The organism is Mycolicibacterium chlorophenolicum (assembly GCF_001044235.1).
GTDB classification, from domain to species: Bacteria; Actinomycetota; Actinomycetes; order Mycobacteriales; family Mycobacteriaceae; genus Mycobacterium; species Mycobacterium chlorophenolicum.
On sequence record NZ_JYNL01000008.1, the window covers coordinates 138,781 to 165,381 of the forward strand.

General features: G+C 64.7%; 23 protein-coding genes. 10 read left to right on the forward strand and 13 right to left on the reverse strand.

The window, feature by feature from the left end; genetic code table 11:
- The first annotated feature begins 88 nt into the window (after nt 1-88).
- Nucleotides 89-1,015 (forward strand): ribonuclease HI, encoded by a 927-nt coding sequence (locus tag MCHLDSM_RS03790; protein WP_048468937.1) that lies wholly within the window; start codon nt 89-91, stop codon nt 1,013-1,015.
- 111 nt (nt 1,016-1,126) lie between these two features.
- On the opposite strand, the gene MCHLDSM_RS03795 is transcribed toward MCHLDSM_RS03790, so the two are convergent.
- From MCHLDSM_RS03795 to MCHLDSM_RS40295, 3 genes are all read right to left on the reverse strand, one after another.
- A complete protein-coding gene (locus tag MCHLDSM_RS03795) occupies nt 1,127-2,179 on the reverse strand; it encodes a zinc-dependent alcohol dehydrogenase family protein (RefSeq protein WP_048468938.1) in 1,053 nt (350 codons plus the stop codon).
- Between the two features lie 61 nt (nt 2,180-2,240).
- Nucleotides 2,241-3,110: a slipin family protein gene (locus tag MCHLDSM_RS03800; protein WP_048468939.1), complete on the reverse strand. Its 870-nt coding sequence runs from the start codon at nt 3,108-3,110 to the stop codon at nt 2,241-2,243.
- A gap of 362 nt (nt 3,111-3,472) precedes the next feature.
- Entirely contained in the window at nt 3,473-3,913 is a 441-nt protein-coding gene (locus MCHLDSM_RS40295; protein ID WP_131722587.1) for an STAS domain-containing protein, read from the reverse strand.
- 329 nt (nt 3,914-4,242) lie between these two features.
- On the opposite strand from MCHLDSM_RS40295, the gene MCHLDSM_RS03810 reads away from it, so the two are divergent.
- Nucleotides 4,243-5,046 carry a GAF and ANTAR domain-containing protein gene (locus MCHLDSM_RS03810; protein WP_048468940.1) on the forward strand — a complete coding sequence of 268 codons (804 nt, stop codon included), beginning with the start codon at nt 4,243-4,245 and terminating at the stop codon, nt 5,044-5,046.
- Between the two features lie 198 nt (nt 5,047-5,244).
- Here the strand turns inward: MCHLDSM_RS03810 and MCHLDSM_RS03815 are convergent, their stop codons facing one another.
- Together MCHLDSM_RS03815 and MCHLDSM_RS03820 are read right to left on the reverse strand one after the other, a co-directional pair.
- Nucleotides 5,245-5,925: an SIMPL domain-containing protein gene (locus MCHLDSM_RS03815; protein ID WP_048468941.1), complete on the reverse strand. Its 681-nt coding sequence runs from the start codon at nt 5,923-5,925 to the stop codon at nt 5,245-5,247.
- A 190-nt stretch (nt 5,926-6,115) separates the two neighbouring features.
- Nucleotides 6,116-6,724, reverse strand: a complete 609-nt coding sequence (locus MCHLDSM_RS03820; RefSeq protein ID WP_234713844.1) for a DJ-1/PfpI family protein — start codon at nt 6,722-6,724, stop codon at nt 6,116-6,118.
- Between the two features lie 62 nt (nt 6,725-6,786).
- On the opposite strand from MCHLDSM_RS03820, the gene MCHLDSM_RS03825 reads away from it, so the two are divergent.
- From MCHLDSM_RS03825 to hxsC, 6 genes are all read left to right on the forward strand, one after another.
- Nucleotides 6,787-8,160, forward strand: a complete 1,374-nt coding sequence (locus MCHLDSM_RS03825) for an aminotransferase-like domain-containing protein (RefSeq protein WP_201780357.1) — start codon at nt 6,787-6,789, stop codon at nt 8,158-8,160.
- Between the two features lie 194 nt (nt 8,161-8,354).
- Nucleotides 8,355-9,434, forward strand: coding sequence for a DUF8808 domain-containing protein (locus MCHLDSM_RS03830; protein ID WP_048468944.1), 1,080 nt, complete (start codon nt 8,355-8,357; stop codon nt 9,432-9,434).
- A 515-nt stretch (nt 9,435-9,949) separates the two neighbouring features.
- Nucleotides 9,950-10,543 carry a His-Xaa-Ser repeat protein HxsA2 gene (gene hxsA2 / locus MCHLDSM_RS37650; RefSeq protein ID WP_234713849.1) on the forward strand — a complete coding sequence of 198 codons (594 nt, stop codon included), beginning with the start codon at nt 9,950-9,952 and terminating at the stop codon, nt 10,541-10,543.
- Between the two features lie 73 nt (nt 10,544-10,616).
- The gene (locus MCHLDSM_RS03835; RefSeq protein ID WP_048468945.1) at nt 10,617-10,922 is read left to right on the forward strand and encodes an HxsD-related protein; all 306 of its coding nucleotides are present in this window, start codon (nt 10,617-10,619) and stop codon (nt 10,920-10,922) included.
- A gap of 4 nt (nt 10,923-10,926) precedes the next feature.
- Nucleotides 10,927-12,381, forward strand: a complete 1,455-nt coding sequence (gene hxsB, locus MCHLDSM_RS03840) for a His-Xaa-Ser system radical SAM maturase HxsB (protein ID WP_048468946.1) — start codon at nt 10,927-10,929, stop codon at nt 12,379-12,381.
- A complete protein-coding gene (gene hxsC / locus MCHLDSM_RS35600; protein ID WP_082168687.1) occupies nt 12,369-13,538 on the forward strand; it encodes a His-Xaa-Ser system radical SAM maturase HxsC in 1,170 nt (389 codons plus the stop codon). The genes hxsB and hxsC overlap by 13 nt, the downstream gene beginning before the upstream one ends.
- A 133-nt stretch (nt 13,539-13,671) precedes the next feature.
- On the opposite strand, the gene MCHLDSM_RS03845 is transcribed toward hxsC, so the two are convergent.
- The 7 genes from MCHLDSM_RS03845 to MCHLDSM_RS03870 form a co-directional block, all read right to left on the reverse strand.
- Entirely contained in the window at nt 13,672-15,948 is a 2,277-nt protein-coding gene (locus tag MCHLDSM_RS03845; RefSeq protein WP_048468947.1) for a DUF2357 domain-containing protein, read from the reverse strand.
- A 2-nt stretch (nt 15,949-15,950) separates the two neighbouring features.
- On the reverse strand, nt 15,951-18,104 hold the full coding sequence (locus MCHLDSM_RS34870; protein WP_053082859.1) for an McrB family protein: 2,154 nt from the start codon (nt 18,102-18,104) through the stop codon (nt 15,951-15,953).
- A 279-nt stretch (nt 18,105-18,383) separates the two neighbouring features.
- Nucleotides 18,384-19,790, reverse strand: a complete 1,407-nt coding sequence (locus tag MCHLDSM_RS03855; RefSeq protein ID WP_053082861.1) for a 9-bladed beta-propeller domain-containing protein — start codon at nt 19,788-19,790, stop codon at nt 18,384-18,386.
- Complete coding sequence (locus MCHLDSM_RS37655) at nt 19,780-20,235, reverse strand: hypothetical protein (RefSeq protein ID WP_131722589.1); 456 nt, start codon at nt 20,233-20,235, stop codon at nt 19,780-19,782. The genes MCHLDSM_RS03855 and MCHLDSM_RS37655 overlap by 11 nt, the downstream gene beginning before the upstream one ends.
- Nucleotides 20,236-20,265: 30 nt before the next feature.
- Nucleotides 20,266-20,586: an ESX-1 secretion-associated protein gene (locus MCHLDSM_RS03860; protein ID WP_048468948.1), complete on the reverse strand. Its 321-nt coding sequence runs from the start codon at nt 20,584-20,586 to the stop codon at nt 20,266-20,268.
- An 18-nt stretch (nt 20,587-20,604) separates the two neighbouring features.
- Entirely contained in the window at nt 20,605-21,435 is an 831-nt protein-coding gene (locus tag MCHLDSM_RS03865; protein WP_048468949.1) for an EspA/EspE family type VII secretion system effector, read from the reverse strand.
- 166 nt (nt 21,436-21,601) lie between these two features.
- Nucleotides 21,602-21,784 (reverse strand): hypothetical protein, encoded by a 183-nt coding sequence (locus MCHLDSM_RS03870; protein WP_131722590.1) that lies wholly within the window; start codon nt 21,782-21,784, stop codon nt 21,602-21,604.
- Between the two features lie 175 nt (nt 21,785-21,959).
- Here MCHLDSM_RS03870 and MCHLDSM_RS03875 point away from each other — a divergent pair, with 175 nt between their 5' ends.
- Together MCHLDSM_RS03875 and MCHLDSM_RS03880 are read left to right on the forward strand one after the other, a co-directional pair.
- Nucleotides 21,960-22,958, forward strand: coding sequence for an alpha/beta fold hydrolase (locus MCHLDSM_RS03875; RefSeq protein ID WP_048468951.1), 999 nt, complete (start codon nt 21,960-21,962; stop codon nt 22,956-22,958).
- Nucleotides 22,959-23,048: 90 nt separating this feature from the next.
- Nucleotides 23,049-25,979, forward strand: coding sequence for a Kelch repeat-containing protein (locus MCHLDSM_RS03880; protein ID WP_048468952.1), 2,931 nt, complete (start codon nt 23,049-23,051; stop codon nt 25,977-25,979).
- Here the strand turns inward: MCHLDSM_RS03880 and MCHLDSM_RS03885 are convergent.
- Nucleotides 25,972-26,589 carry an FHA domain-containing protein gene (locus tag MCHLDSM_RS03885; RefSeq protein WP_048468953.1) on the reverse strand — a complete coding sequence of 206 codons (618 nt, stop codon included), beginning with the start codon at nt 26,587-26,589 and terminating at the stop codon, nt 25,972-25,974. The genes MCHLDSM_RS03880 and MCHLDSM_RS03885 overlap by 8 nt on opposite strands.
- Nucleotides 26,590-26,601 lie beyond the last annotated feature (12 nt).

Below are 26,601 nucleotides of genomic sequence, written 5' to 3' on the forward strand. Positions count from 1 at the left end.
CCGCGGTCGATCGTGGTCGGCTGGGCGGAGATGTCAGAGCTGCCGAATACAGTGCCGTCTCAGAAATCCACCTGGGGAGGAGACGGATATGGCGCCGAAACCGACAGCCACGTCGCGGCCCGTCGACATCGCGCCGGCTCGACCGCGCCCGATGCTGTCGGTCGCGATCGCGATCGCGAGGGTCAGCGCGGCGCTGTACCGGTACTCGGCAGGTTCCTGCGAGCAGCGCTGGAGCGGCACCGTCGAGGCCGACTCAGTCGACACCGCTCTGCTCGACACGATCGGCCGGGTGCGTGAGACGTGCGCGGCCGAGCGGGTTCGGTTCGTGGTGCACGTGCCGCCGCGCAGTGTGTTGTGGGCGCTGCGCGACGAGGTCGCTGTGCTGATGCCCGGGATCTGGATCGACCAGCCGAGGCTGTCCGACGAGACGCTGGTGCGGGCAGCGTGCGCCGGACTGCGTGAGGACGAAAGGGCGCAGGCCGGGCCGGTGTGGGTGGCCACGGACGGTTCGGTGCGAGGCAGGTTCACCGGCTACGGATGGTTGGCGTCGTCGGGCGAGTACGGGTTGCAGGGTTTCCGCCATTCGACAAAGCTGATCGGCTCGGAGGTGGTGCTGGTCGCCGAACTGCGCGCGATCGGTATGGCGGTGCAGAAGCTGCGCGGACGTGACATCACCGTGTTGAGCGACAGCACGCTCGCGGTCGCGATGGTGCAGCGGTGGATGGCCGGCGACGACGTGCTGCCGGAGGGCTACGCGACCTACCGCGAGAGCGGAAAGACGCCGGGACTGGTTCGCGCGCAACGCATGATCTACGAGGACCGCGACAGGATCACGACGGTGTGGGTGAAGGGACACCGGGGCGAGCCGCTCAATGAGGGTGCCGACGCATTGGCACGGCTTGCGTCGCGATATGCGTTGGGCGACAGTGGTCTTGACGGCGCTGAATACCATCACCGCGCGCAGGATCTGGCGGCGACGTTCTCGCGGGAGTTCAACCGGCAGCGCACGGCATGACGGCGAAGGGGTCGTCTATCCGTACGAAAGCCAGGATTCCGAGTCAGCGGCGACGCGGAGACAGTCGACCGGCGGCATGACGCATCTTGTGCCGCCTCGGCCGTGTCTGCGTTACTGCTGTCGCGGCGCGGTCAGCAGAACCTTCAACGCTCCGGTCTCGGCCGCGTTGGCGAAAATGTCGTAGGCGGTTTCGAATTCGTCGAGGCTGAATCGGTGAGTGACCATCGGTGTGGTGTCGAGCTGTCGGCTGGCAACCAGACCGATCAGCGTCGGCGTGGAATAGGTGTCGACCAGACCGGTCGTGATGGTCAGATTCTTGATCCAGATGTCTTCCAGGTGCAGGGTCGCCGGCGCGCCGTGCACACCGATGTTGGCGACGTGCCCGCCGGGCCGGACCAGCCGCACCGCCTGCTCGAACGTCTGCGGAAGCCCGACAGCCTCCATCGTCACATCGGCCCCCAGTCCCCCGGTCAGTTCAGCGATCACCGCCGCGGGATCGTCGCGGCCACTGTTGACCACGGTGTCGGCGCCGAATTTGCGCGCCGCCTCCAGCCGGGAGTCGGCCAGATCGATCGCCACGACATGGCTGGGGCTGAACAGGCGCGCGGTCATGATCGCGGCCAGCCCGATGGGTCCTGCACCGATGATCGCGACGACATCGGCGGGACTGACCGCGCCGTTGAGCACTCCCACCTCGTACGCCGTCGGCAGGATGTCGGCGAGCACGATCATCTGCTCGTCGGTGACACCGTCAGGAACCTTGTAGGTGGAATTGTCGGCGAAGGGAACCCGCACATATTCGGCTTGAGTGCCGTCGATCAGGTGGCCGAGAATCCAGCCACCCCCGCCGAGGCACTGCCCGTAGCTGCCGTCGCGGCAGTACCGGCAGCTGCCGCACGACGAGACACACGACACCAGAACCCGGTCGCCGACGGCGACTTTCTGTACCGACGGGCCGACCGAGGTGACCGTGCCGACGGCCTCGTGGCCGAGGATCCGGCCGGGGGTCACCTCCGGTACATCGCCACCGAGGATGTGCAGATCCGTGCCGCAGATGGTGACGGCGTCGACGCGCACCACCGCGTCGGTCGGTTCGTGAAGGGTGGCATCGGGCACCTCTTCCCACGCGCGGCTGTGGGGACCGTGATACACAAGCGCCTTCATGTTTGGTGTCCTTCATTCGATGTTCTGGTCGGGTGTCGCGGTGGTTGTCCCGCAACGACGTTCACGACGTGCTGCCTGCAATAGGCTTCCCATTGGCCGCTGCCGCGACCGGTTCGGGGACGGTGATCGGCGGCTGTGGCTGTGGCTCCGACCCTGCTGCGGCGGCGCCCTCACGAGCCAAAAATGTGCCAAGTTCGGCGATGGTCGACATCAACGGCGCCGGGAAGACGACGGTGGTGTTCTTGTCGACTCCCAGCTCGACGAGTGTCTGGAGGTTCCGCAACTGCAGGGCCAAGGGGTGGGCCATCATGGTGTCCGAGGCATCGCCCAGGGCGGCGGCGGCAAGGGACTCGCCTTCGGCGTTGATGATCTTCGCGCGCTTCTCCCGTTCCGCCTCAGCCTGTCGAGCCATGGCCCGCTTCATGCTCTCGGGTAGCTGAATGTCTTTCAGCTCCACCAGCGTCACCTGCACACCCCACTCGATGGTGGTGACGCCGAGGATGGCTTGGATGTCGAGGTTGATCTTGTCGGTTTCCGAGAGGGTCTCGTCCAGGCTGTGCTGTCCGACGACTTTCCGCAGTGTGGTCTGAGCGATCTGGTCGATCGCGGCGTGGACGTTCTCGATAGCGACGACCGACTTCACCGCGTCGACGACTTTGAAGTAGGCCACCGCCGACACGTCGACACTGACATTGTCGCGGGTGATGATGCCCTGGGACTGGATCGGCATGGTGACGATCCGTAATGAAATCCGATGCAGCACATCGACGAACGGGATGATAACACGTAAGCCCGGTGGGCGTTCCCCCACCACTTTGCCGAGCCGGAACAGCACCCCAATCTCGTACTGCTTGACGATTCGCACCGACATCGCCGCGCCCAGCAACAGGAAAATGGCCAAAGCAACGAGCGCACCGATCAGGATGGTCATCGCCGACCACCCCTCGAATGGGCCGGCGAGGCGCAGCGTGATGGAGCAGACGAATCTGCGGGAGAAACGAACGAAGTTGTCATGGTGATTCCGACGTCAAGACGATCACCGGCGCGTCACGGCTCGGAGCCAAAGCTCCTCGAGTTCTGCGGCGGACAGCCGAACTCATTCCGGACCAGCTGACATTCGCAGCCATCCGCAAGGCTACGCCCATCGGTGGCTCCGCGCCGCATTCAGCGCCATAGGTATGTTCCGGGCAGGGGAACGCCGGTCACGGCGCCTGCAGAGGCCGCGGGCGAGGCGGCACGCCGGGTGTTGTCGTCAGCCACATCTGCCGCGAAAGCTCTGCGTCAGGATTGATCTCAGTGGGGCGGACGGACAGGTAGGTCGGCGAAGGTGGCCGACGCTGCTTCGACGGTGTGCGCGGTGGGCAGGGAGCACTGTGGGCCGCAGACCCGCAGCACCCGCGTAACGGCGGCACCGGGTACCACCGCCCACCTGGTCCCTATCCGCGCGCACGAGACCGACACCCGGTGCAGCGCCGAGAACCCCTCGGTTCCAAAGAAATTCAGATCTCGCAGATCCAGGACGAGCGCGCGGCAGCGACTGACATGCGCCACTGCGTGGTCGGTCATTCTGCCGGCGTTCGAGGCGTCGATCGCGCCGTGGGCGCTGATGACGGCCACCGACGCGGTGGGCCAGTGACATGTCAACCGGACGGCATGCTCGTATCGCCGCCGACTGGCCATGGAGATGCCTGACGGCCCCGCGGGGGACGGAGCGAAGACATGAGAAAGAGTCATGGTGATCCCGAGGTGCACACGATCACCGGCGCGTGGGGCTCGGAGCTGACGCTCCTTGAGTTCCGCAGCGGACAGCTGAACTCATCCCGGACCAGCTGGAATTCTCAGCCACCGATGACGCTACACCCGATCGACGACTCGGGGCGGTCGTTGTGTTGGCTTGTTCGCCGATTGCGGGTCACGCCCGATCCCGGGCGAAAGATCAGCGCCTCTCGCCCGACTCGGCAGGCCTAGGATGGCGACTATCGCGCGGCGGATGCGCCGCGGGTAGATCGCGCGGCCCCGGTGCGTTCGCGGGCACCGGCAGAGATGTGAGCCAGGTATCGCCCATGACCGAATCAGCCGACGATGGCCGCAGCTCACCGAGTGGGCCGCTGACCCCGGAGCAGGCCCGCGCGGACGCCGCCGACCTGCAGGCCGGGATCGAGGACCTCGCCGGTCTGGTATCGGACAGCCTGGGACTGCCTGAACTGCTCGCTGAGGTGGCGAGTTTCGCTGTCCACGCGATCCCGGGCGCCGAGGGTGCCGGGGTGACCTTGCTGCGGGTCGACCGGGTGGACAACATGGTCGAGGCGCTGGCGGCAAGCGATCCGTTCGTCGCCGAGATCGACGAGATCCAGTACGTGAACGTGCGGGAAGGGCCGTGCATCACAGCGGCCCTGGAACGGCGTACGGTGCGGTCCGGGTCGTTGGGCGGGGAGGCCATGTGGCCGCGGTTCGGCCCGCGGGTGGGCCGGCTCGGGGTGCACAGTGCGCTGTCGCTGCCGCTGCTGGTGCGCGATCAGATTGTCGGAGCGATCAACGTCTACGCCCACGGCAAAGACGCCTTCGACGAGCACGCCGCCGCGCTCGGCGAACTGTTCGCCAAACCCGCCGCCGTGGCGGTGCGCAACGCCCAGGTCCTCGCGCAGGCGACGACGCTGGCCGCCCAGCTGCAGACCGCGCTGTCGACCCGACAGGTGATCGACCAGGCGATCGGCCTGATTCGCGGACGCACCGGACGCAGCGCCGAGGAGGCATTCTCACAGCTGCGGGCCATCAGCCAGTCCGAACACCGCAAGCTGGTGGAGGTGGCCCAACGCATTGTCGATGAGGCCGTCCGCCGCGCCCGCGCCCGTCACAACCCGACCTGAGCCGGCGGGGTCAAGCTCGCCGAGCGCAGAGTCTGGCAGAAATTGGCGTCAGTCCCCCCTGAATGGCGACCGAGATTGCCACTCGGATCCACGAATTACGTTGCCGGAATATGGTTCACGCGCACCAGAGCGACGTCGGGCAACACCTCGTCGGGCGAGCGCGCGGGCTGGTTGTTCCGGTCCTTCGACGAGGAGCTGTCAGGAGGCGGCAGCTGCGACGAACCGCGCGTCAATTGTCGCCGACACCGTGATGTCTTCCGGTACGAGCTGGACGTCCGGGCTCCCGCCGGATGACGCCCGTGCCGCGCGCAAGGGTCCGACCCCGTCGCCACTGAGGGGCTGTGCTTGGGCACCGAGCATGCCGGCATCGGCGATCGCGACGGGACGGACGGTTCCGAGGTCGAGGGCGTCGGCGTACAGCTGCGCGCGGGCTGCCGCATCTTGAACGGCGCGGGTACGGACCCGTGTGACCAGTTCGTCCCGGCTCTCTGTGGTCAGCGCCCACTCCACATACGACAGTTCGAATCCTTCGGTTTCGGTGAGATGTTCGCCCACCCACTGCGACAGTGCGGTGAAGTCGCGGAACTTCACCTCGACACCGATGCTCGCGAAATGGACGGGCGGGAGCTGTCCAACATCCTCGTTCCGGGGCCTATGGGACCAGGTTCGCAGCTGTGCCGCTGACCACCACGTGACGGCGCCGTTGTCGCCGTCCTCGAGCCTGCGGATCGACTCCTTGACGACCTCGAGGTCACGCGCCACCTGGTCATAGACCCGGTCCTTCTCGGCGCCTTGATAACTGATAGAGGCGTGCACGGTCCCCCGCTCGGGCGGCTGAAAATCGGAGAACGAGCCCCGGACTGTGATCTCAGTGGACATCCGGGCAACGCTAGCGGGAAGCACCGACAGCTGACGTGCTTATTCAGGACGTCGTCTGTTCGCTGCGCGTCGGTTCTCGGCGGAATCAGATTGCCGCGCAGCAGGACTCTTCTCGTTGCAAGACCCGCGGTCACACCCACCGGTGTGGCAGCCGATTCACCCTGCTTCTTCGACAATCCGGTATCCCACATCAGAGGAGCGCGGGCACCTCAGCGGGCAGATAAGGCCCGATGTTGCGCCAGGCCCGATCCATGTAGTCCTGCTTTTCGCCGACGGGAGCGACGTAGTGCAACGCCTCGAGGGCCTCGTCTTTTCCACGCAGCCGGGCGATCAGCCAGGCAGCGAGATAGTGCGACGCCAGGCAGCCTCCGGCGGTGGCGATGTTGCCTTTGGCGAAGAAAGGCTGATTGAGCACGTCAACACCCGCTGCGATTACCCAGGGTTTTGTGGTCAGGTCGGTGCAGGCGGGCACATCATGCAGCAGACCGAGCTTGGCCAGGACCAGCGCCCCGGAGCATTGCGCAGCGATGAGCTGGCGCTGCGGGTCAAGGCCCCGCAGAACGTCCATGATTGCCGGGGTGTCGACGACCTCACGGGTGGCGATGCCGCTGCCGATGATGACCGCGTCGGCTCCGACCGCATCGTCCAGGCTGGACATCCGCTCGATGGTGACCCCGTTCATCGACGTCACCCGCGCGGTCGGGGCGGCGATGGTGACCCGCCAGTCATCGTCCTTGATGCGGTTGAGCACCCCGAGCGCGATCAAGGAGTCCAGTTCGTTGTAGCCCTCGAACGTCACGATGGCGATGTGCATGACGGCGTCCTTTCCGTGTGGTGATGCGACCGTAGGAGCGCGAATGCATGACGGTCAAGGAATTGTCATGCATACAATCGGGGGTGCCCACCGCCAGGTACAAGCGCATCGTCGATGCCTTCGCCGTCGAAATTCGAACCGGGCGGCTCAGCGCCGGAACGCAACTGCCGACTCATCGCGACCTCGCCGCTCGCGAGGGCATCGCCGTGGTGACAGCCTCGCGTGTCTATGCCGAACTCGAAGCGATGGGCTTGGTCAGCCGCGAACAGGGTCGAGGGACGTTTGTTCGTGATCTCGCACTTCCGCCGGGGCACGGCATCGATCAGCACGCCCTCACCGCCGACGCAGTCGACCTGAACTTCAACTATCCGGCGCTGCCCGGCCAGGCCGACCTGCTGCGCCAGGCACTGCGCGAGCTGGCCGGCTCCGGTGACCTGGAAGCGCTTCTGCGCTACCAACCTCACGGTGGACGGGATCGCGACCGAGCCGCGGTGGCCACGCATCTGCTCAGCCGCGGACTCGACGTCACTCCCGACCGCGTAGCCGTGGTCAACGGAGCCCAGCACGGGCTCACTGTCACCGCGCTCGCCACGTTGCGACCCGGTGACGTCGTCGCTGCCGATGCCGTGACCTACCCCGGGTTCAAGGTGCTCGCGGAAGCGCTGCACCTCGAATTAGCGTCCATCCCAGTCACTTTGACCGGTCCCGACGTGGACGCGCTGGATCGCCTGTGCCGGTGCCGACCGGTACGCGCCGTCTACGCGATGCCCACCCTGCACAATCCGCTGGGCTGGGTCATGAACAGCAAAGTCCGCCGACACGTGATAGGTGTTGCCCGCCGACACGGGCTGCTCCTCATCGAAGACGCCTCCTACGCCTACCTTGTCGACAGCCCCCCACCACCGTTGGCCGCGACCGCGCCCGACATCACCGTGTATGTGTCCGGGCTGTCCAAGAATGTCGCCACGGGACTGCGAGTCGGGTTCGTGGTCGCACCGCGAGAGCGCATGCGCGCCATCGAACGAGCGATCCGGGCGACGACGTGGAACACCCCTGCGCTCACCGCGGCGATCGCTGCACGATGGCTGGAGGACGGCACGGTCGCGCGCCTCGAAGCCGACAAGCGCGCCGACGCCACGCTCAGGCAGACGATCGCCCGAGAAACGTTGCAGCCCCTCGAGCAGCTCGCGCATCCGGCGTCCTACTTCACGTGGTTACCGCTACCCGACAACGCCCGCGCCGATCGGATCGCCGCCACCCTGGCGACAAGCCAGATCTCGGTCTCGACAGCCGGGCCCTTCGCGATCACCGTGAATCCGCCGCAGGCGATTCGACTCGCCCTGGGCTCCACTACCCTGAGCACACTCGCCGATGCACTCACCACAGTGCGTCGCACGATAGAGGACGACGTTTGTCGGTAATTGCTCGTGCGGGATCGGCTTACCGGCTCCGACATGCGTGGTCAACAACGAAGCACACCGCCTCGCAACCCCTTCGAAGTCCATGAGAAGGATCAGTTTGTGGCACCTCGTGAGCCAGAGCCGCTGTCCTGCGGCACGCACGCGGAAGCGGGGGTTGCGCCGCCACACCTGTAGATAATGGATGGGTGTCAGGGGTGACCGATCCGCTACTGCTCGGTCAGCGCGTTCTCGCAATTCTCGAGCATGGACAACGCGACGCCACGTACAAGCTCGCGACTCTCATGGCACTGATCGAGCACTCCCTGGAGAATCTGCCGGCGCACGCCGACGATCCGCTCGCCGTGCCGATCCCTGAGCTCGCACACCGAGTCTTGGCGCTGTACTGGCATCAAGTGCGTCCGTTTGAAGGGCAGGTGCTGGCCCAGCGCCGCACAGGCAGCCGAACACGGATCATCGATGCGACCAAGGCATTGCGCGACGCCGCGCGGGTCGGCGGGGGTCGGATGTCACTTGAGCTCGCGATGGTGCGGGCACCGGCCGCGTACGCCGCGGCGATCGACCGGATCGCGCTCGCGCTCATCAAGCAGCCCCTACCGCGGCTGCAGAAGCTGCCCGGCGACGCGGTCAGCGATCCGTTCCTCTACGACGATTCGTTCCTTGGCGAGAACGTCTCGCGGTCGACGGTCCGAGCGCACGGAGACGCCATCGTGCTTAGGCCCGGCGTGGCCGCCGCGCTCGCCCGGCTTGCGGGCTTGCTCAAGCCCGCACTGGAGATCATGTGGGTCGAGGACGTGCGACGGATGAACAAGTTCCTCGACGCGGACGTACCGGACGTGGCCGGCCATCTCTTCGGCCGCGAACGCACAGCATTGGCAGCAATCCGAGCGCCCTACAAAGACGTATTCGGTCCCCACTGCTTCTACTGCGGTACACATCTGCCTCCCGACAATCCCATCGACCACGTGCTGCCGTGGTCGCTGGTCGGGATTGACGGTCTGGCCAATCTCGTGCTCGCGTGCCGACGCTGCAACGGCGACAAGAGCAATGCGCTCCCGGCAACGCCTTTCGTCGATCGCGCTCTTGCCGACGAACGGCTTTCGGCTCTGGACGACATCGCGAAGGTCCTGCAGTGGCCGACGCAGCGCGAGCGGGTGGTTGCGGCAGCCCGCGGCATCTACCGTGGCCAGCCGCCAGGGGTACCGACCTGGGCCGGATACCGGCGCAGCGAGCGGTTGGACATCAGCTTTCCATCGTGGTGGATTAGCCCGAACTGACGCCTCAAACGACCTTGTCACCGAGCGCTTCGGCAATGTGCGACTCGCATCCACGTGCTCCTTTGGTCGCGGTCGTAGTAACCATCAGGGCAGACATCCCCGACCTGCCGGCGTGAGCCCCTGCATGCGCTCCAGCGGCGTGAGCCGTGCACTTCAGTGCCCAGAGAATCAGCCCCGCCGGTGGGCTTGAAACCCGAGCCGTACCGACTCGATCCAGCCAGATCCTTTGCATCAAGGCCTCGCAAGCCTCCTCAGCCAATTACCGCCCTTCACGCGACTAACAGGTACCGACGATCCGAAATTAGCAAACACAAAAGGTTCACAGCGAACGGAGAACCGCCTAAGATTCCATTGAGCCGGGGGGGCCTCAGAGGGGGCTTGCCAAGTTCTGTGTCGATATGCCGCTGCTATCTCTTTCGGCGTCTTGTTGGGTCGAGGTGGGGCCAAGGGGATGATGACACGGATGCCAAGTCCGTTAGCTGCGATCAACTCGGGAGGAGTTCCCAGGGGTGGAAATGCGTGAAACTACAAAGATCGTAAGCCTAGCTTCAGCGCTCGCTGCCCTCGTATCCCCTACGGCCGCCTCGCCCGTCGCGGCAGCAGCAAATTCGGACGGAAGTCGCATCTCAACAGCAGAGGAAAAGGTCCGGGCTGAGGTCGAGATGAGCTTGCCGGGCGACGCGGAGCTAATGAGCTTCACTGTGCACCAGACAAGTGACGGCATGTTGTTCCCGCAACACGGATCGCATTCATCGCATTCGTCCCACTCATCGCATGTATCGCACGCGTCGTCCAGCCCAGGTATTGGCCTGCCGGACCTGCCGAACCCGATCTACACGCCGCCAACCTATGCACCGCCGTTCGTGGCGCCGCCGGTAATGCCACCGCCTACGCAGACGACGACCTCGCCGCCCGCGGGATCTTCCGATCCCGCCTATCTTGCGTGCATGCGGGCGCTCAATGGGTTCGGTGTAAATCAGATCGCAAGCGAACTACAACAGATCTACGGTCTAACAGCCAACGAGGCTGTGAGCATTGCGCAGCAAGCGTTGACCTCTGCGTTCGCTGGCGGGCACTTCTGCGACCCCTACATCGGGTACGGACAATGAAGTTGCTTCCACTGCGCCACGACAGTGGCAGGATTACCGATGCTGCGCTATGCGGCAACGCTAGGTGGCTCCGATGAGCGACCCCTCACTGTCGGACATCACCGTGGACTTCAGCGCGTCGATGCAGTCGCTCGGCGCGTTGCGGGAGGCCGCTTACCGCTTGATCGGGCACGGCGCGTGCCAAATTGACGAAGGGAATGGGCGATACATTTGCCGACTTTCACCTACGCGGCCGCAGCTTCAAGGCGGCGAGTTGCGCTCTCATTTCCTGAATCTGGTTACCGACGAAAACCTCCGCGAGAAAGTGCGCTCTGAAACTGACCGGCTCCGGGACGTCATTGTCGCTTTGGCGTTCGGGTCTCTGGCCGAGGAGCAATAAGGCTATGGCCGGCTTCGCGTCCCCCGATGCCTTTTCACCTGAGACGTCTGCGCTGCAACTCCTTCCCATCCGCTTTGAAAGGCTTGGCGCGGATCGCTTCCTCGTCGGCAATCTTGTTGGCGACATGGCGGAGATGACGGCAGGCGAACTGGACCGCCTGTGCACACTAGATCTCACGCCTGGCGACGGGCTCTACGAGCGTGCGTTCGAGAAACTCTTTGTCGCGTCTGTCGGCCAACGCGCGCAGCAGCAGCTCTTGGCGCTTCGATTGCGTAGCCGCATGAGTTTTTTACGAGCGGCCACGCCGCTCCACCTATTCGTCGTCACGCTGCGATGCGAGCATTCCTGCCCATATTGCCAAGTCTCCCGCCAAAGCAAGGATCGCGTCCGTTACGACATGGATCAGGCCACGGCCTCCAAGGCGCTAGATATTGCCCTATCTGCACCGGCTCAGCTGATCAAGATTGAGTTCCAAGGAGGCGAGCCGCTCCTTAACTTCGAACTCATCCAATGGATTGTCTTGACCGCGAAGGAGCGGTCGGTTCCGCTTGGGAAGCAGCTTCAGTTCGTGATTGCAACGAACCTGGCCCTGCTGGACGACGAGGTGCTTGACTTCTGCGGCGAGCACGACGTCCTTTTCAGTACATCGTTGGACGGCCCGCGTGAACTCCACAATAAGAACAGACCGCGCCGCGGCCAAAACAGCTATGAACTCGCAGTTGCGGGGATCGCCCGCATCAAGGAACGTCTCGGGCCGGACAGGGTTGGCGCGTTAATGACCACCACCGAAGCAAGTCTGGACAGTGTCGAGGAGATCGTCGACGAATACCTCAAGCAGGGTCTCGAAGGCATCTTCCTTCGGCCGCTCTCTCCCTACGGTTTCGCAATCAAGACGAAGCAGTTTCACAAATACGACGCCCAGGAGTGGCTCCAATTTTGGAAGCGTGGTCTTCGCTACATCCTCGACGTCAACAGGTCCGGCCGTCACTTTCCTGAGTTCTATTCGGCCCTGATGCTTCGCCGGATGCTGAGCGACGAACCCATCGGTTACGTCGACCTACGAAGTCCGGCTGGGATTGGACTTGGGGCTCTCGTCTACAACTACGACGGCACAGTGTTCGCCTCCGACGAAGCCCGGATGCTCGCGGAAATGGGGGACCGCAGTTTCGAACTCGGCAATGTCAACGAGCACAGTTATCGCGACCTCGTCTTGTCCGACACCCTAGTGTCTGCGGTAGCTGAGTCGCTGACGCAGACGGCACCGCAGTGCTCAACTTGCGTCTTCGAGCCCCACTGCGGCGCTGACCCGGTCTACCACCACGCGACCCAGGGTGACCTCTTGGGCATTAAGCCGCTATCGGAATTCTGCGAGCGACAGAAGGGCGTTTTAACGCATCTCTTCGAGCTGCTGGAACATTGCCCCGAGGACGCCGCCATCCTCCGGAGATGGGCGTCGTGAAACCACTTGTGCTTTCCGGGCGCTCGCCGGCGGCCGATATCCTCGGACTGGGTGCAGAACGGCGATCCATCAGACTTCGGCTGCCCGTCAGTTTTCCAGCGGATGATCGTGATGCCGCGTTGATTACAAGCGATGACGACTGGAAGGTGGCGGACGCACATAACTATAAGCTCGCTGTCGGACGCATTGCGCGCCCGGATGGCTTTTCGTTGAGTTACGTCCGATTGCCGGCAGCGTTCGCCGAGGTCGGCGAAGGCGACGTGCTAGGCGTTCACCCTCAATCCGGGAGGGTGCGAGCTCTCTACCGTCGATCGTCGCGGCACAACTTTTTCCTCGTAACGGAGCGCTGCAACAACTACTGCATGATGTGCTCGCAACCGCCGAGGAAGGTCGATGATAGTTGGCTGATCGACGAGATCGCGGAGACTCTTTCGCTTGTCGATCCAGCAACGATCGCTCTGACATTCACAGGCGGCGAACCGCTGACGGAATGGCGCAGGTTTATAGGTCTACTCGACGTAGCGCGTGACTTGCTGCCTGACACTGCGGTGCATGTACTGACCAACGGGCGCGGCTTCTCGTCTCCCGAGATCGCGAATGCCTGGGCCGCCGTGGGACATTCAAAGCTTTCGGCTGGCATACCGATCTACGCGGCCGTTGATCACATTCACGATTACGTGGTGCAGGCAAAGGGGGCCTTAGATCAGACAGTCCTCGGTGTGTTGCACCTGAAAGATCGTGGCCAGCGGGTTGAGATACGTACCGTACTTCATGCAATCACGGCGCCGCGCCTGCGTGAGACCTGCTCGTGGATTGCTCGCAATCTTCCGTTTGTGGATCATGTGGCACTAATGGGCATGGAGCACACCGGCTTTGCGATTGCAAATAGTGACTTGCTTTGGATTGACCCACTCGATTATCAAGAGCAATTAAAAGCAGGTGTTGACGTGCTTTCAGCGGCGGGCGTCAACGTTTCGGTTTATAACCTGCCGCTCTGCGTACTTGATCCAAGCGTCCGGCCATTCGCGGTGCAATCGATCTCGGATTGGAAGAACGCCTACGTGAAGGAGTGCGAAGGCTGTTCAGTCCGCCGCGATTGTGCAGGCTTCTTTTCCACAGGACGGCCCAGGTTGAGTCGCGGAATAGCTCCGATTTGACTCGGCAGCCGTTGCCCACCTGACTGTTTCGGTGCGAGTCCGCGGCCAGCGCTTCCACATAGTCGCATCCGGCGGCGCGAATGTCATCAACGCCTTGTTGGCTCGGTACACCCGTCGGGGAGCCAGACGGGAGTCATTTCGATGTACCCCGCTCGCCGTCAAACGACGCTGCACGAATGACGTCCCACCAGGTCACCACAAGTGGTGCCCCGTTACGGACATTCACCGTCAACAGCTCCAGGTCGATCGACTCGACCCAACCCGGTAGACTTTCGACGAATTCGAGATCAGCCACGAAGTACAGCTCACCGCGCGGATCGGGGTACCCAGTCGCCATCAAATCGCCTGCCGTTGCTGGCCGCCAGCGCAACAACTTTGCAGCGCGGGTGACATGCAAGGCTTTATTCCGGTTCTCGTACAAGAGAAGTAGCTTGGCGCCGAGCTCGCGCCCACCGATCTCAACGGCGCCAACCCGGTTTCCAGCACGAATGTTGTATTGCCTTGCCCGTCCTATCCATTCGCGCTGCTCAGGATCTCGGACGAAACCGAGAAGTACATCCGTGTCGGCGGGGGGTTCTTCCAAGAAGTCCGCTGTCAGATGCGACTCGAGGTTTGGGTCACCAGGTCGATGTACGGTCGCGGTCCAGAAGCGGTGGCGCTCGTCGCGCGTGACCTGACTGGCGACATGAGTAAGCACATCACTCAAGAATTGGTCGAGGGCTAGGGATGACGACGGAAAGCCATCGCTACTCGGCCTGAGCGGAAAGGCACCAAGGCCTGGCAGGATTTCTTTGAACCCTGGATGTCGTCGAATGTCCTTAATCTCGGATCCCGGATACAGCACATAAGCTCCTGCCGTCCGCGAGATCGCGTCTCGGTACGCGTGCATCTTGAGAAGATCGTCGCGCTTAGCACCGCCAGAGGTCGTCGATTCCTCGGACGACTCATCCGAATTGGGGGCCGACGTCAGCTGCGCGAGGAGGTTCTCCACACGGTACTTCGCATCGAAGTGCAACCACACCTCGAGCTCTTCAGCGGGGACGCGCGAAGGCGTGCTGCCTTCCGGTCGGATGCGCATCGAACAATCGGGGCGCATCGCTTGGCTCCATGAGCCCCGTCGATCGTCTGCTCCGGCGAACGTTCGATTGAAAAAGACGTCTACACGAAGTGGCCGGTCTCCCCGTCTGATCGACCACGACAATTTCGATTCGCGGCCTGACCGCATCGTTACGGAGATGCCATCGCCCGCGACTTTGAAGGCACGTGCCGTTCGGTCTTCCCCACACACTCGGCCAAGCGAATCTGCTACCGCGAGAAAGCACCAGAACTCGTAAAGCGTTGCGATGTTACGTTGCGAAGCTGCGAAGACGTCGGTCATGGCCCCACGATCAATCCGCACGGTGGGGCCGGACTCCGTCATCGCGAACGTCCGGAAGACTTCGCGGTAACCCGCGCGCTTCAGCAACACCTGGTCCGACGTTGGCATTCTCCGCAGGGAGCTGACCTCTTGAAAGAGTGGGTGCGCTAGGTGTTCGTCGAGCTGGGCACCAACGTCAGCAGCGATCTGTTGACCGCGACGCAGCGGTCCAGACTCGACATTCAGGGAGGCCAGCCGCAGCACGTCGACCAGTTCCAGCGCGACGGCTCGCCAACGCTCTAGAGCGAACTTGACGAATTGGTTGGCCGCGTTGTCGACACTCGCTTCGGTGCGATCCCGAGTCAAAGCAGCAGGCAAAGATGCGAGTTTGGCCGAACCACCCTTCCACGGCACCCGCCGACCGGGCGCGCAAACGGCACGGCGAAAAGCGGCCCCCGCTGGAAACGGTGATCCGAGCGGGCGGATCTCTTGCTCGGACAACCAGGTTCGGTGTGGCTGCGAGGTGACACGCGCAATTGCCGCCTCGAACAACGGGTCCTGTAGATACGCCGCGATCATCGCGAAGCGGAGGTACAGCAGATCTGCAGGCAGTTCGCTTGGCGCGAGATCCAACATGCTTGGCGCGAATCCCTGCAGTACTGCCTCGGCAGCGAACGCGGATATATCAGTTAGCATTTGGCGATATTCAGTCTCGTGATCCAGCTTAACCGCTAGAACATCGACATCGGCTGTCCCTGTCAGCCCCGTCGCCCGATCCGCCACTTGAATCCGTAGACGTCCAACGGCTTGGCCGGGACGTAGCCGCCCCCGCTTCAAACTCCCATCGTCAGGATCGAACAACTCGCGTGGCTCGACCTCTATGTTCGTTGCCTGGGTCAATATTTCGTAGCGATAGATGCCGGCTTCGCGCAACGCGACATCACCCCGCGCCGAAGACGTAATGCCCTGCCCACCCGGGAGATTGGCGATCAACAGCTCACCGGCGACCTGGCCGTCGTCAGTTCGGAGCGCCAGCTGAATCGATTCCTGCATGGCTACTCAGCGAAACTGACGAACTGGTTCGCGCGTACAGAGTCGACCATGCGAGCGATCTTGGAGCGCGTAACGGGCAGCGGCGGGGCCGAACCGGACCCCAGGGCGAGCGCCTCCAGCGCAACGAGGACAGGCTCGACTCGCCGTCGCGACCCGTGCACCTTCGGCAGAACCTTCTGCATCATCGCGAGGTCGAGCGCGGTGCGACCATTGGCGTCTCCCGTCGCTGCGAAGAACGCGCAGAATCGCAGGATCTCGTACAGCGTGCGGTGCCCGAACTCTTGATTGGCGCGAGCCAAGATTGCGTGTACCTCTCTCAGCGTCGACACAATCTCGTCGCGATCGGGATGAGGATGCTCTCGCTGCCAATCGTCGCTTTCGGCCAGCGACGCGAAGGCGCGCAATCTCTGATCCTCTCCCGCCGGCGCGGCACTGGGCCGACGGAGCCCGGCGTCGAGCTCATCGGCGGTTACCCGAAATTCAAAGGTGAAGGCCCTATCGAGAACCTTCGGAGAGAACATGTAGGTCGTCTCGTCCACGTTCACTGTGCCGACAACGAAAAGGTTCCGCGGCAACGGCAGCCTCTGCGCTTCAGCGTCGCGCACAACCCACTGGCCAGATCGCTCATCGATGACCAGATCCGGTAGGACCGGACGTCTCGATTCGACCCCGGAGAGAAAGTCCGAGAAGTACCGCTCGACGTGGGCCAGGTTCATCTCGTCCAGGATCAGCAGGTACGGGTACTCGGGATCGTTCGCCGCACGAAGAACAAACTCGAAAGCTTCCGGAACAAACCACACCGGCGCCCCAGACGCTGACGTACGTAGCGCATCCTCGTACCCAAAGATGGACTCCGGACCAGTCCAGTCAGGCCGCACCGGTACGACGACGTGGCGATGACGTCCGTGCTCATCTGTGCCGAACCATTCGCCTAGTCGCATCGCGAGTTGCGTCTTTCCCGAACCGGCGAGTCCCGTCAGGATCGCGAAAGGCTTGGCGAGCAGACTACTCAAGAAAGATCGGACGAGGTTCGACTCTGGTGGGAATCGAAGCCCCGAGGCTTCGACGGCGACTGCAAAGTCATGAAACAGTTCGGCCGGCGCAGGCGCCTCCGTCGATGTCGTGGTTGGATGCCCAGCGAATGGGACCGAAGGCAGGTGCGCCGCGAGCTCCGGAAACCGCTGGGCTAGAGCGCGCACGAAATCGTCCTGAAGGCGAACGAGATAGACCTGCTGGACGGATCCAGAGACCGTGAACGGCGAACCCTGCGAAATTCGGGCGCCCTCGTCGATCGCGGCAAGCGCGACCGGCTCATTCAGCTCCTGATACTGCGTCTCGACCAGCCGGCCCGCCTCTTCCCATGCTTGGGCGCCGAGCGGGTTCGGCGCCGGCCTTGCAGCTGCGCTCACACGACTTACGGCGCGTAACGAACCATTGCTGTAGTGCAGGACAATGTCACCTTCACGAACCTCATCCATGGTGTCCCAGTGGTATTGCGGTCGGCCTGCCTTATTGAGCATCGGCGCCCAAAGGAAGCCGCCATCGCGCTCTTTCGCGAAAGTGGCACCTTGGTTCACCCACCAGACCGAAGCCTGCCGCCCGAGAACTGCGACACCTTGCTCGGTCAGCTCGCCGCTTTCGTGGATGAGCCCACATTCTATGAGAAGTTCGCGGTACCGAGCGCCTTGCGATTCGAACGTCCGGTCCGCCTGCCACCTGTCGTCGCTCGCATGTTGAGCCAGCGCCCGCCCTAGATCGTCGTTCGAAAAGGCGGCGGGCATGTCGCAGACCACCCGAAGAGCGATCCGGACGTAAGGAGCTAGCGGAGCGGTACCAGCGGATAGCCGGTCACAGAGGACGCCAGCCTGGGTTGCATTCACAAACCATGGATCACTTCGATCAATATTCTCGGCGTAGGCGGTACCCGCCTCCGTGAGCTTCCAGCCGCGCTCGTCCTCAGTCACCAGATCGAGCATCCGCGCATATCTCAAGCAATCACGAGCTCGCCGGTCCGGGTTCTCGAAGGTCCCGTGCGACTTGAATACTTGTGCTGGATCATCGCCGAGGAGCTCTTCAATGCTGGCGGAACCCCGCTCGTGGAGGCGGGCTAGCAACAGGTTGCCATAGCTGAGCTTCAGAGTCGGGATGTTCAGCACGGTCTCAGGCTAATTGGCCGAGCCAGCCGCGCGCAGCAACCCTGAACGTGTTTTCAACCTTGAGCAGATCCTTGGGTTCGCAGAAGTGCAACCGCTTCGCAGCGGGAATGGTGCCCGGTTAACCGAGCCAGGTCGCTCATCTCGACCGGCTCGCATCCTGTGGAGGGGAAGCGCGAGGAGGCCGGCGACCGCCTCAACTTCCTCGGACGGGGCATCATCCATCCCTCATCAAGGCCATCCCCGTCGCGTTGAACCGTTAATGCACCGAGCCCCGCACCGTCAGCCAGGCGCCACGAGGGCGTTGAGTTCGGTTGCTGCGGCTCTTAGTTGAACGAGCACACCGTCGATCAGCCAGATCCGGTCCACCGATCCCGCCCGCTTGGGAATCGACCACAGCCGCTCGCACGAGTGGAGGTCGTAAGCCTTCGCGAGTATCTCGGCGTTGAAGTTGGTGACCTCGAATACCAGCGTCGAACCATCCGTGCCAAGCAGATTCTGCATCGGATAGTCGCACACCGGCCCCTTGGCCCCGTCCTTCATGTTGTACTGCTGCCACTCGGGGAAGGTCTGGCTCTTGGCCATGTTGATCATCAGCGTGGTTCCGACACGCTGCAACGTGCCCCCGGGTACTTCGATGAGCTCCTCTCCCCCCGCCGAATAAACGGTGCTTTGCTGATCTGTCGAAACCACAGGCAGGTCAACGGCCGTGTCGGTGGCAAGGGCACCCGCTTTCCCGTCACGCTCGCCAACAACCTTTCCTGACTCGTCGAAGAAGCTGACTCCCTGCGGTAGTCCATCCGAGTCCTCGACCTCAGAGGCGAATCCGCCTGGGTAAAAAACTGGATTGACCAGTGCGCCGCCCTCCTCGATCTCTGGTTCGACCACCTTGCCATCAGCCACCGAAAAGACCGTCGCCACCAGCGTTCTGGGATTCGCTTCGTGCTGCGCTGTGAGGGTCTGTGATTCCGCATCCGGTCGCCCGGGCGGCACGATCCTCAGTCCTCCGTCACCAGGTACAAACCACGTCGTCTCGGCTCGCTGACCGATGCCATAGACGCCCTGGTCCTGCGTCGTCGCCACCGCGTAAATCCCGACCTGTTCGACGTCGAGCTTTCCGAAGCCGAGCCGCAGATCTGTCGGACCGACGTACTTCACCGCGCCGGATTTACCGTCGATCACCCGCGCCGTCACCGATGGCAATCCGTCCAGACACAGAATGTCGTTCGGCCCGTTGAGAAAGCACTCCGGATCCCGCATGGACACCCTCAGCGGCACTGCGTTGAACAGAGGCCGACCGTCCCGAACGTCCATCCCCGCAAGCCACCACTGCGGCTCTTCGGCTGCGCCGCTGCTGGCAAGGAAATACGCGCTCGTTCCGATGCTGCCGATGAAGGGCCGCGGTCCGCTTGGGTCGTTGCTGACGGCGATTCGGCTGTCACTCGTTGGTGGTAACCCGAGATCGGCGACGGTCGTGCGCCATCCGGGGACTGGTTGCTCGCGCATCGAGGAGGACAACGTCGCGTCCGGTGGCGGCTGCCAGGATCCCCGCGCGGCGCTCAGGCGCAGCGCCGGTAGCCACCAATGGAAGGCCGCGACGGTGATCACGACAACCAGCAAGACCGCTGCGCCGAGGAGGACGACTCGACGCCGATTCAGACTCTGAGGCATCTGATTCTCAGTCGTCATCCGACGCACGTCGGGCCGCGAAAGCGGCCGCCAGCCTTTGGCTTACGACATCGAAGGACGGTAGCCCGATCGAGTAGGTCAGGAAAGCACTCATACCCGCGCGATCGTGTCCGAGACGCCTCATCAGTTCGACGATCACCTCGTGTTGTGCGGCCTGCGCCTTCTCTTTGGCCAGCGCGGCCAGTTCGAGAATTTCATCAGCGAGTCGAGCTTCGTCGAAGCGCGATACATCCCGCACATCGACCTGCTCCAGGCGCCCACCGAGGGCAGCCGTTGCCGATAGCGTCCCTGAGGGATTGGTGACAGTGAAGAGTGCGCCAGACGCCGGATCAGCGCCATCGGCGCTGGGACTGGGTAGCAAGGCGTTCAGCCCGTCTCCGATTGCGACGTCATCGTCAGCGAGCGCTTCAGCTTCGTCTTCAGTCCAATGGCTTTCAGAGGGCACGAACAGAACTCCTGTGGTGGCGGGCGGGTGTCACAAACCGCACGAGTCAATGTCCTTGCCGGCGCGCCAATCCGCGTTGTTGTAGTTGGTCGACGCCATTCTCAACCGCTCCGACAGATCGCGCGACATGCGCCAGAGCTTCGCGTCCGCGGCGTCTCGGGCCGCCTCGATGTCGTCCACAGCCATGTTGCTCGCTGCACAGACGATGCCGTGCGTGGCCCACACACTCGACGCCAGATCGTTCACCGTCTCGCCGGCGATCTTCAAGCGACCCGCAGCGGAGGTCTGTTTGGCCGCGAGTTCATCGATGTGCTCAGTCAGCACGCGAAGGTTGTCCGCTTGGCTTGACATACAGGGTGCCCTCTCTGCTCAGCGTGGTGCGGACGATTCGTATGGCGTCGCGGGCGGAAAAACCACCGGCGGACCGTCATGCTCAGGCGGCGTGTACGGCACGTCCGACTGTGCGCGGGACGGCAGCGTCCCCGTCTTCCGCTCGTCACCGAATGGCTCGCCGCAGGGAAATTTCTTCTCGAGATCGGGGTTGGAGTCGAGCAGCTCCTCGCCTGCCGCGTTCGCGTATCTCGCCTGCTGCGTACGGATCTTGTGAGCAACAACGGCCGATTCGGCCACCAACTTCGCGATCGACGCCTCCGCCAGCCCGATCTGCGTCGCCGCGACGCCGAGATCACCCGCTGCCTTCACGGCTGCGCCGCCGGGAATGGCGTTCATCCACGACGTCGACGTGTCGTAATCGGAAAGGAAGTCGATGGCATCCTGCAGATCCGTCCGTGTCCCTTTGACCTGGGCGGCCAGTCGGCTCAACGCCGCATGCATTTCCCGCTCCGCTTCGGCAACCTCCAAGGTCAGGCGGCGATGGATATCGTTCGTGTCTCCGTAGGTGCCCGCCGCGGTGCCGTCCCAGCGGTCGTCCTTGGGCGCAGAATCGATGAGGAGGTTGCCGGCCTCTTCGTACAGATCCGCCGACTTCGTGAACGCCTCTCCGGCCTGCGGCTCCCCGGAGCCCGTCGTCGCCTTCATGCCCTGGATCGTGACCTGCGCAGCGGCGAGGATCGGCGACCCGGCGAAGGTGGTGACGGTGTTCGCGGCCCGGTCCAGCACGCTGGGCCCGTCATCCCAATCCACGCCGACGACATCGCCGTATTTGCGCAGCAAGTCGAGCGCTTCCCCCAACAAGCTCACGCAAGACACCCCCTCGGCGTCCAGCCTAAAACAAGATCAGCACGCCTCAGATCGCCAATTCACGCCCGCGAACGCAATGCCGACGAGGAGCTGATCCGCACTACCCGCGCCATCTCGACGCCCGTGCCCGCTCTGCGCGACCACGGCACCTCGTCCGGGCCGGAGGTCAATCCGCCTCGTTGTTCGGCATCGGCGGGTCGACGATGCGCGGCAACGGTCGGGTGCTGATGTGCACCGGAGGTTCCGGCCATTGGATCCACCGACGCTGACGCATCCGTCGTCTGGCCCACCACGCAAACACCACGAAGGGGATCACGGCAATCGCGACGACACCGGCCAGAACGATCATGTCCCACAGCATCATTGCGTAGTTCCCGTTATCGACGGGGATTCCCTGAAAAGCACATCGGAAGAGGCCACTACCGCCGATGAGCCGTCCATTGGAAACTCCCTACCTGTGAACTGCGGGCATCGAGGCCCTTCGCCTCTAGGGTCCAGACCAGCCGTCGACAACCTTGGCATGTATGCGAAGACCAGGACGGACCCAACCCTTCCGCACGCCAGCCGGTGACGTCGTCCCCGAGAGCGTCGCCGAGGTCGGCTACTGCCGGCTCGGCCGTGTCGACCAGTGGGTCATGATCCGCGGCCGCGACCTCGCCAACCCGCCGCTCATCCATCTGCACGGCGGCCCGGGATTCAGCGAGACCCGCCTCCTCCGGCACTTCAACGCCGAACTCGAGGACCGGTTCACCGTCGTCTACTGGGACCAGCGCGGCGCCGGCAAGTCCTTCCACCGCGGCATTCCGCGCTCGTCGATGACCGTCGAGCAGCTCCTCTCCGACCTCGACGAGCTGGTCGAGATGGTCTGCGCCCGCGTCGGCCAGGAGCAGGTCGTGCTGCACGGCCACTCATGGGGGTCCCTGCTCGGCGTGCTGTACGCCGAGCGGCATCCGGAGAAGGTCGCGGCGTACCTCGGCACGGCACAGATCGGTGACGCGTCGGCAGCCGAGTCCGCCTCCTACGCGTGCGCGCTGGCCACTGCCGAACGGCACGGCAACCGCCGGGCCCTCAAGGCCCTGCGCGCCATCGGTCCACCGCCGTACCCCGCGTCCAGCGTCTTCTCCGAGCGCACCTGGCTGCAGCGCCTCGACGGCCAACTGTCGCCCCGGGCGTTGTGGAAACTGCGCGGGGCGGTGTTCGGCGGCGGCCGCGAATCCTCGCCGCTCGACCTGGTCAACCAGATCCGCGGCTTCCGGTTCACGATGGACGCGATGTGGCGCGAAGCCTCCGCGCTGAACCTCGTCACTGCCGTGCCCGCGCTGCACATGCCGGTCGTCTTCTTCCTCGGGCGACGCGACCACTGGGTGCCGCCCGAGACCAGCGTCGCCTACTTCGACGCGTTGACCGCACCCTCGAAGCAGCTGCTCTGGTTCGACGAGTCCGGCCACGAGCCGTTCGTCGACGAACCGGCCGCGTTCAACCGCGCGGTCGTCGACGTGGTGGGCACGCTCGTCGCACCCTGAGGTCCTCGGCCAGCGCAAACCGGGCCCCTCCGGAGCCCCAGGTGGGTACCGTAAACGCACTACTCGCACTTCACCGGAGGACGTGGGGCGATGGCGGGGGAGATTGCCTACGAGCTGGCAGCCGCCGGGTTCGTCGACGCCGTCGAAGTGGGCCGGGGCGGCGGCGGCGTCGTCTACCGCTGCCACCAGCAGTCGCTCGGACGCACCGTCGCCATCAAGGTCCTCGCGTCCAATCTGGACCAGGACGACCAGGAACGGTTCCTGCGCGAGGGCTACGCCATGGGCGGGCTGTCGGGCCACCCGAACATCGTGAACATCCTGCAGGTCGGCATGACCGAACGGGACCGGCCCTTCATCGTCATGCCCTTCCACGCACGGGGATCGCTCGCCGACCAGGTGCGGCGGCAAGGCCGGATCCCGTGGCCCGACGCTCTGCGCATCGGTGTGAAACTGTGCGGAGCGCTCGAAACCGCCCACCGGACAGGCACTTTGCATCGCGACATCAAACCCGCCAACGTGCTCGTCAACGACTACGGCGATCCGCAGCTGAGTGACTTCGGCACCGCACGCATCGTCGGCGGCTACAAGACCGTCACCGGGTTCTTCACCGGAACACTGTCCTACACCGCGCCCGAAGTTCTCACCGGCAAGCCGCCGACGGTCGAGGCCGACGTCTACTCCCTCGGCGCCACGCTCTACGCGCTGATCGCCGGACAGGCCGCCCACGAGCGCAACACCGACGAGGAGCTGATCGCCCACTACCTGCGGATCACCTCCCAGCCGGTGCCGGACCTGCGCGATCACGGCATCCCGCCCGATGTGTGCTCGGCGATCGAGAAGGCCATGTCGCTCGACCGGGCCGACCGGTTCGCCTCGGCGGCCGACATGGGCCGCGCCCTGCAGGAAGCTCAGCGGCACAACGGGTTGACCGCGGACGCCATGGCGATCGGCGAGCCGCCCCCTCCCCCCGAGGAACCCGAAGGCACACAGGCACTTCCGTTCTCCGAACCCTCCCGCCCGCCTGTCGCGCGCCCCGTACCGCCGGCCCCACCGCCGCCGCCCCCGTCGCCCGACATGTTCGCTCACAGTCCGTCGAAACCGACGTCGGTTCCCCCTCCCCCGATGCCCGTCGCGCCGAAGAACCGCAGGAAGACGCTGATCACGCTTGGCGCCGCGGCTGCCGTGGTGCTGCTGGTGATCGGCGCTGTCGTGATCGTCGCGGTCTCGCGCGACTCCACCAGCGACACCGGCGCGACGACGTCCGCGCGGCCGACCGCCGAAGCGCAGCCCGGGTGGCGGCCGATCGCCGATGCCCGCAAGGCCCTCGACGCCGCGGCGGCCACCCAGTCCGACGGCACCATCTGGATCTTCGGCGGCATGGGCGCCGACAACCGGGTCAGCGGCGCCCACGAGGGGTACGACCCGGCGATCGACAGCTGGAAGGGCGGCGAAGCCCTGCCGGTTCCGGTGCAGCGGGCGATGTCGGTGACGTGGCAGGACACCCCCGTGGTGCTCGGCGGCTGGCGCACCGACGGTGCCAACGCCAAGGTCGCCACCGACCAGGTGTGGCGGGTGGTCAACAGTCGCTGGGTGCAGTTGCCGCCGCTGCTGCAGCCGCGCGCCGCGGCGGCGGCCGCCGTGGTGGGCGACCGCATCGTCGTCACCGGCGGTGTGGACGCCGGCGGCCGGGTGCTCGACACCACCGAGGTGTTCGACGGCACCGCGTGGACTTTGGGCGCACCGATGCCGACGCCGCGGCAGCTGCTCGCTGCGGCATCGGACGGCAAGCTGGTCTACGCGGTCGGCGGCACGGACGGCACGGACCTGACGACCGTCGAGGCGTACGACCCCGCCGCAGACACCTGGACGGTGATGCCCCCACTTCCCCAGCCGCGCAGCGACTTCGGGGTCGCGGTCACCGACGCCCGAATGGTGGCGGTCGGCGGTACCGCCGCGGGACGGCCCCTCAAGACGGTGTCCGCGCTCGACCTGACGACGGCCACCTGGTCCGACCTGCCGGACCTGGGCACCGCCCGCCACGGAGCGGCCGTCGCGGCCGTCGGCAAGACGGTGTACGCGATCGGCGGGTCGACCGGCCCCGGCGACGGCCAGGCCACGTCGTCGGCAGAAGCGCTGAAACTGGCGCCGCGCACACCGCAACCCGCGGCACAGTGGCGGTCCCTGCCGGACGCGCCGACCCCGCGCCTGATGACGGCGTGGACCGTGCTGGACGACAAGATCTGGGTCATCGGCGGAATCCGCGACGGCGAGACATTGCAGACCGTCGAGACCTACGACCCCGGCACCACGCAGTGGCAACCGCAGCCGTCGCTGCCCATCCCGCTCAACCACGCGGCGGCCGCGACCTACCGCGGCGAGGTCGTGGTCATCGGCGGGGCCACCGACACCATCACGCAGGCGTCGGACAAGGTGTTCGCGTTCCGCGACAACACGTGGGTCGAACTACCGAGCCTGCAGCACGCGCGAGCGGCGTCGGCAGCGGCGGTGGTCGACGACAAACTCGTCGTGGTCGGCGGCCAGGACAACAAGCAGATCGTGCCGCAGACCGAGGTCTTCGACGGCACGTCGTGGACGCAGGCCGCCGACATGCCCACTCCACGTGAGCATCTCGCGGCAGTATCGGACGGCGTGTACGTGTACACCGTCGGTGGCCGCTTCCTCAGCGCCGACGAGAATTCCGCGGCCTTCGAGCGTTTCGACCCGGCGTCCGGGAACTGGGAGAAGCTGCCCGACATGCCGACCCCGCGGGGCAGCTTCGGCGCGGCGTTCATCGACGGCCGCATCGTCGTGGTCGGCGGCGAGGAGCCGACGCGGGTGCTGCCCACCGTCGAGATCTACGACATCGCCAACCGCAAGTGGAGCACCCAGGCGCCCATCAACACCCCCGTGCACGGCGAAGCGGTCGCGGCGGTCGGCTCCACGGTCTACTGCATCGGGGGCGCCGACCGGCCGACCCACGAAGGACCGGTGGCGACGGTCGAGGCGCTGGACTTCACGTAGTGCTGTCGCGCAACTGGGCGAGGGTGACCGCACCCCGGCGCAGCGCCTCGTTGGCCAGCCGCACCCGCCGATCGCCCTCGGCGGGGATGCCGAACTTGTCGTAGAGGTTCTGCAGGTGCTGTTTGACGGCGGCCTCGGTGACATAGAGCTCGCCGGCCATCGCCCGGACCGACGCCGGCTCGGGGAACGGGTCGTCGGAGACCAGCGGGCGGCACAACACCACGAGCACGTCGTACTCCCGCCGGGTCAGCCGCGGCGGCCCCTCCACGGGCTGGGCGGAGACGGTCTCCTCGTCGCGGCCTCCGTCGGCCGACTCGCGCACCATCCAGAAGATCAACCGGGACTTGCCGACCCGCACCTCGTCACCGGAGTGCAGGACGCGTTCGGCGGTGATCTTCTCCCCGTTGAGGTAGGTGCCGTTGCGGCTGCCCATGTCGCGGATCGACCATGCGGCCCCGAGGTTTTCGAAGACGGCGTGCAGCCGCGACACGGTGGCGTCGTGTTCGAGCGCGATCGCGTTGCCGGACGCTTTGCCGAGGGTCACGCGTTGGCCGGCCAGGGGGACGAGCTCCCGGCCGGCCGGCGTGAAGACTTCCAGGTGGGAAGACATGGCATCGATTCT

Coding starts and splice junctions, on each gene's coding strand:
- hxsB (WP_048468946.1), top strand. CDS start 10,927: ATGGCCGGCTTCGCGTCCCCCGATGCCTTTTCACCTGAGACGTCTGCG.
- MCHLDSM_RS03880 (WP_048468952.1), top strand. CDS start 23,049: ATGGCGGGGGAGATTGCCTACGAGCTGGCAGCCGCCGGGTTCGTCGAC.
- MCHLDSM_RS03795 (WP_048468938.1), bottom strand. CDS start 2,179: ATGAAGGCGCTTGTGTATCACGGTCCCCACAGCCGCGCGTGGGAAGAG.
- hxsC (WP_082168687.1), top strand. CDS start 12,369: ATGGGCGTCGTGAAACCACTTGTGCTTTCCGGGCGCTCGCCGGCGGCC.
- MCHLDSM_RS03885 (WP_048468953.1), bottom strand. CDS start 26,589: ATGTCTTCCCACCTGGAAGTCTTCACGCCGGCCGGCCGGGAGCTCGTC.
- MCHLDSM_RS03810 (WP_048468940.1), top strand. CDS start 4,243: ATGACCGAATCAGCCGACGATGGCCGCAGCTCACCGAGTGGGCCGCTG.
- MCHLDSM_RS03825 (WP_201780357.1), top strand. CDS start 6,787: ATGACGGTCAAGGAATTGTCATGCATACAATCGGGGGTGCCCACCGCC.
- MCHLDSM_RS03875 (WP_048468951.1), top strand. CDS start 21,960: ATGCGAAGACCAGGACGGACCCAACCCTTCCGCACGCCAGCCGGTGAC.
- hxsA2 (WP_234713849.1), top strand. CDS start 9,950: ATGCGTGAAACTACAAAGATCGTAAGCCTAGCTTCAGCGCTCGCTGCC.
- MCHLDSM_RS03855 (WP_053082861.1), bottom strand. CDS start 19,790: ATGACGACTGAGAATCAGATGCCTCAGAGTCTGAATCGGCGTCGAGTC.
- MCHLDSM_RS03835 (WP_048468945.1), top strand. CDS start 10,617: ATGAGCGACCCCTCACTGTCGGACATCACCGTGGACTTCAGCGCGTCG.
- MCHLDSM_RS40295 (WP_131722587.1), bottom strand. CDS start 3,913: ATGACTCTTTCTCATGTCTTCGCTCCGTCCCCCGCGGGGCCGTCAGGC.
- MCHLDSM_RS03870 (WP_131722590.1), bottom strand. CDS start 21,784: ATGATCGTTCTGGCCGGTGTCGTCGCGATTGCCGTGATCCCCTTCGTG.
- MCHLDSM_RS03860 (WP_048468948.1), bottom strand. CDS start 20,586: ATGTCAAGCCAAGCGGACAACCTTCGCGTGCTGACTGAGCACATCGAT.
- MCHLDSM_RS03845 (WP_048468947.1), bottom strand. CDS start 15,948: ATGCAGGAATCGATTCAGCTGGCGCTCCGAACTGACGACGGCCAGGTC.
- MCHLDSM_RS03800 (WP_048468939.1), bottom strand. CDS start 3,110: ATGACCATCCTGATCGGTGCGCTCGTTGCTTTGGCCATTTTCCTGTTG.
- MCHLDSM_RS03815 (WP_048468941.1), bottom strand. CDS start 5,925: ATGTCCACTGAGATCACAGTCCGGGGCTCGTTCTCCGATTTTCAGCCG.
- MCHLDSM_RS03790 (WP_048468937.1), top strand. CDS start 89: ATGGCGCCGAAACCGACAGCCACGTCGCGGCCCGTCGACATCGCGCCG.